This is a genomic window from Acidovorax sp. HMWF018, assembly GCF_003061035.1.
In the GTDB taxonomy this organism is placed as follows: Bacteria; Pseudomonadota; Gammaproteobacteria; order Burkholderiales; family Burkholderiaceae_C; genus Acidovorax; species Acidovorax delafieldii.
In genome coordinates, this window is record NZ_QAIM01000513.1 from 11,548 (window position 1) to 14,486 (window position 2,939).

Annotated in this window: 1 protein-coding gene; it reads right to left on the reverse strand. The window is 63.2% G+C overall.

The genetic code is table 11. From position 1 onward, the window contains the following. Positions 1-2,784, reverse strand: a 2,784-nt coding sequence (locus tag DBR23_RS21845; RefSeq protein WP_108499578.1) for an EAL domain-containing protein, incomplete at its 3' end; no start/stop codon positions are given. Between the last annotated feature and the right edge of the window lie 155 nt (positions 2,785-2,939).

The window sequence follows — 2,939 nt, forward strand, 5'->3', positions numbered from 1 at the left end:
TCCCGAAAGCACGTCACGCTGCGCAGCCGTTTCCACGCCCTCGGCAATGGTTTCCAGGCCCAGGCTTTGCGCCAGTCCGATGATGGCGCGCACGATGTGGGGCGCGCTGGGGTCGTCGCCCAAATGCCGCACAAACGACTGGTCGATCTTGAGCTTGTGCACCTTGAGGCGCTGGATATAGCTGAACGACGAGTACCCGGTCCCAAAGTCGTCAATGGACAGCTGCACACCCAGGTCATACAGTTGCCGCACGATGGCAATCACCTGCTCTGGTGCATCCATGGCGATGCTCTCGGTCAGCTCCAGTTCCAGCATTTGCGACGGCACCCCGCTGTCGGCCAGCGCTCGGCCCACCATGTCCACCAGACCCGGATGGCGAAACTGCACCATCGACAGGTTCACCGCGACCACCAGCTCGGTGTGGCCAGCATCGCGCCATTGCCGGGCCTGGGCCAGCGCAGTGCGCAGCACCCATTCACCGATGCCCAGAATCTGGCCGCTGCTCTCGGCGACCGGTATGAACTCGGCCGGGCTGACGGCGCCCAGCTCGGGGTGGGTCCAGCGCAGCAGGGCCTCCACCCCCACCAGTTGACGGTCCTTCAGCCGGATTTGCGGCTGGTAGTGCAGCGTCAGCTGGCCCTGCACCAGGGCGCTGCGCAGAGCGTTCTCGATGTGCAACACCCTGAGCGAGCGTGCCTGCATGTCCGCTGAGAAGAACCGGTAGGTGTCGCGCCCCGACTCTTTGGCGCGGAACATGGCTGCGTCGGCGCGCTGCGCCAGAGTTTCAAAGTCACCACCATCTTCGGGGTACATCGCAATACCGATCGATGACGTGACCACCAGTTCGTGGTGCTCCAGCTTGCAGATGCGGCGCACCTGTGCCTGTAGCTCGTCGGCCACGTGGGCCGCCTGCTGGGCATCGGTGAGCGGCAGCACGATGACAAACTCGTCCCCGCCCTGTCGGGACACCGTGTCCTCGTCGCGCACCACTGACTGCAAGCGGTGCGCAATCTCGATCAGCAACCCATCGCCCACCTGGTGACCCAGCGAGTCGTTCACGTTCTTGAAGTGGTCCAGGTCCAGATACAACAAGGCAAGCTGATGGCCGCTGCGTTGGGTCAATGCAAGGGCCTGGCTGAAACGGGAGGCGAACATCGTGCGGTTGGGCAAGCCTGTCAGCGCATCAAAGTTGATCAGCTTGCGGATGCGCTCCTCGTCACGCCGACGTTCCGTCACGTCCTCTTGCACGGCCAGGTAGTGGGTGATGCGGCCCTGCTCGTCGTGCAGTGGCGAGATGATGGCGGACTCGTTGTACTCGCCTCCGCCCTTGCGCCGGTTCACGAACTCGCCGCGCCACGGACGGCCTGACGTCAAATGCGCCCACAGGTCGGCATACACGCTGGCTGGCGTGGCCCCTGCGCTGAGCAGGCGCGGGTTGCGGCCTATCGCCTCCTCGGGGCTGTAGCCCGTCGTGGCGGTGAACGCAGGGTTCACATATTCGATGTTGCCATCAGCGCCCGCAATGAAGATGGAATTGGGCGCCTGCTCCACGGCATGGCGCAGCTTGCGCAGAGTATCGAGCGTCTGAACGCGCTGCGTGATGTCACGCGACAGCACCACAAAGTGATCGTCCGCTTCATCGTCCATCACCTTGCGCGCCACGGACAGCTCAAACCAGTGCTTGCCATCGGGCAAGTCCAGCGCGTACTGGAAGTCACGGGCCAGGCCCTGTTCAGCCGCCGTATTGATCGCAGCCTGCGCTACCGCTGCGGCCGCTGGGGGCAAGATGTCGTGGATAGAGCGGCCCACCACCTCGCTGGCTGGCATCAGCAACAGCTCGGGCTGGCGGGTGTGGATCTGCACGTAGTGGCCATCGCGGGTCACTTCGAACATCAGGTCGGGCACTGCATCCAGCACAGCGCGCATGGCTTTGTCGGACTGCTTGAGCACCCGATACGGCGCCTCGATGGTGCCCACAAAGATGGCACGGTAGAGGTAGTAGTACCCCACCACCTTGTATATGTGGCCCAGCAGATTGAATGGATCGGTAGCGATGATGTAGAACGTGAAGAAGAACTCGCTCAGGGCCATCACCCACACGGCCGCGAAAAGTCTGGCCACATCAAAGGCGGCACGCTCCCGCGCCCAGTGCAGCAGCACGCCCAGCGATGCTGCATACAAGGCCACCACGCCGTACTCGGAGGCGATCTTGAACCGCGTGAGCCCGTGGGCGTCGTAGGTCTGCGGGTACCACTGAGGAAACCAGAACACAACAGCATGAATGGCGGCCACTGCAGCCAATACCAGCATCAGCACCACAAATCTGCCAGGGCCGGGTGCGGCCGCATCGCCAGGCACGCGCCAGTGCAGCGTCACCGCAGCCAGGAGCGTCAGCGCCCCCAGGTATCTGGCGGGTAGCCAGAAATTGATGCCTTTGGCTACCGAGTTGGGCGTGATGTAGTCGGGCATGCCGGCAAATGACAGCATGTGAGAAAAATCCAGGATCGCCACGCCCAGGAAACCGCAGGCCAGGATGAGCACGTTGCGCTGCGGATTGAGACTGTGCGCCTTCCACCCCACTGCAAACACCAGGGCAGACACTGCAATGGACAGCGTCTCCAGCACTTGGTGCAACGTGAGGTAATGCCCCACCCGCTGTGGGCTGGCCACCGAAAAATAGACCCACGCTGCGATTACCCCACCGGTTAACAGGGAAAGCACCGGCGCCACGGCTTTGAAGCTGGCCAGGTGCTGTGGGTGGATCTGCAGCCGAATAAGGTTCATGGGCGCTGGATGGATCTGTGAGGACCGCCTGAGCGGTATGGCGGCGTGGTCGGCTACCGACGATTCTTGCACAGGCCCCACCACTTGTAAGAGGTCGAATCCCAGTAGCGGCCCCGCCTCACGCTGCCTGCACAGCCTGCCAGCGCAGGGCGCAT